We start from the raw sequence: 1,594 nt of genomic DNA, 5'->3' as shown, positions 1-1,594 counted from the left end.
GTGACGGCCGTGAGCAGCAGAAAGCCCAGCATCCACACCGGGTGCGCGATCTCATACGGCACGAAGACGCGCGCCGTTGCCAGGATGAGCGCACCGACCAGGAGCGATTTGGTGGCGGCCGCGCCCACGTAGCCCAGCAGCACCTCGACCCAGTTGACCGGCGCGCTCAGCAGCTCGTAGATGGTGCCCGACCACTTGGGCATGTAGATGCCAAAGGACGAGTTGGAAATGCTCTCGCTCAGCAACGAGAGCATGAGCAGGCCCGGAATGATGTAGGCGCCGTAGCTGACGCCGCCGATGTCGCCCATGCGCGAGCCGATGGCCGAGCCGAAGACGATGAAATACAGCGAGGTCGAGAGCACCGGCGCGATCAGGCTTTGCGCCCAGGTGCGGAAGGCCCGGTTCATCTCGAAGCGGTAGATGGCGCGCACGCCGTGCAGGTTCAGGCCCATCATGCTGGCGGTGCTTTCTGTGCGGGGTGTCCCTGGTGCACCAGGCTGACGAAGATGTCTTCGAGCGAGCTCTCGGACGAATGCAGGTCCTTGAAGTCGATGCCGTGCTCTTGCAGCGCACGCAGCAGCGCGGCGATGCCGGTGTCTTCCTGCTGGGTGTCGAAGTGGTAGGTCAGCGCGCTGCCGTCTGCGCTGAGCTCCAGCAGCCAGCGCGCCAGCGCGTCCGGCACGCGCTCCATCGGCTGCTGCAGCGTCAGCGTGAGCTGCTTCTTGCCCAGCTTGTGCATCAGCACGTCCTTGTCTTCGACCACGATCAGCTCGCCCTGGCGGATCACGCCGATGCGGTCGGCCATGTCCTCGGCTTCCTCGATGTAGTGCGTGGTCAGGATGATGGTGGTGCCGCCATCGCGCAGCGCGCGCACCAGGCGCCACATGTCGTGGCGCAGCTCCACGTCCACGCCCGCGCTGGGCTCGTCGAGGAACAAAATTTTGGGCTCGTGCGACAGCGCCTTGGCGATCAGCACGCGGCGCTTCATGCCGCCCGACAGGGCCAGGATCTTGCTGTCCTTTTTGTCCCAGAGCGATAGGTCCTTGAGGATCTTTTCGATCAGCGCCGGGTTCGGCGCCTTGCCGAACAGCCCGCGGCTGAAGCTCACCGTGGCCCACACGGTTTCGAACGAATCGGTGTGCAGCTCCTGCGGCACCAGGCCGATGGCGGCGCGCGCGGCGCGCCAGGCGCGCACGGTATCAAAGCCGTCGGCCGTGACGCTGCCTTCGCTGGCGTTGGTGATGCCGCAGATGACGCTGATCAGCGTGGTCTTGCCGGCGCCGTTCGGGCCCAACAGGGCAAAAATTTCGCCGCGGCGGATGTCCAGGTCGATGTTCTTCAGCGCCTGGAAGCCGCCGGCGTAGGTTTTGCTGAGGCCGCGCACGCGGACGATGGCGTCGGCAACAGGCGCCGCAAGGGTGATGGCAGACATAAGGTGCTGTACTTGAAAGAGTTAGCGCGCACGCGCCGCGGCCACCTCGCGCCCCAGCTCGATCACCGCCATGGCGTAGTAGCTCGACCAGTTGTAGCGCGTGATCGCATAGAAGTTCTCGGTGCCGGCCACATAGCTCGGTGCCTCGTCGCCATTCTGCAG

Annotated in this window: 1 protein-coding gene and 1 pseudogene; both read right to left on the bottom strand. The window is 65.2% G+C overall.

What is annotated here, in order from left to right; translation table 11 throughout:
- Window positions 1-446, bottom strand: a pseudogene (locus QZH66_RS15860) (ABC transporter permease); the annotation flags it as partial.
- Window positions 447-451: 5 nt separating this feature from the next.
- Complete coding sequence (locus QZH66_RS15855) at window positions 452-1,432, bottom strand: ABC transporter ATP-binding protein (RefSeq protein ID WP_305806857.1); 981 nt, start codon at window positions 1,430-1,432, stop codon at window positions 452-454.
- Between the last annotated feature and the right edge of the window lie 162 nt (window positions 1,433-1,594).

Origin of the sequence: Stenotrophomonas sp. YIM B06876 (genome assembly GCF_030711595.1) — a bacterium.
Classification (GTDB): Bacteria; Pseudomonadota; Gammaproteobacteria; order Xanthomonadales; family Xanthomonadaceae; genus Stenotrophomonas.
The sequence above is the reverse complement of the archived record's forward strand: the minus strand, read 5'-3'. Positions and strand labels throughout refer to the sequence as shown.

Excerpts from the sequence above, each read along its gene's own strand:
- QZH66_RS15855 (WP_305806857.1), bottom strand. The coding sequence starts at position 1,432 with ATGTCTGCCATCACCCTTGCGGCGCCTGTTGCCGACGCCATCGTCCGC.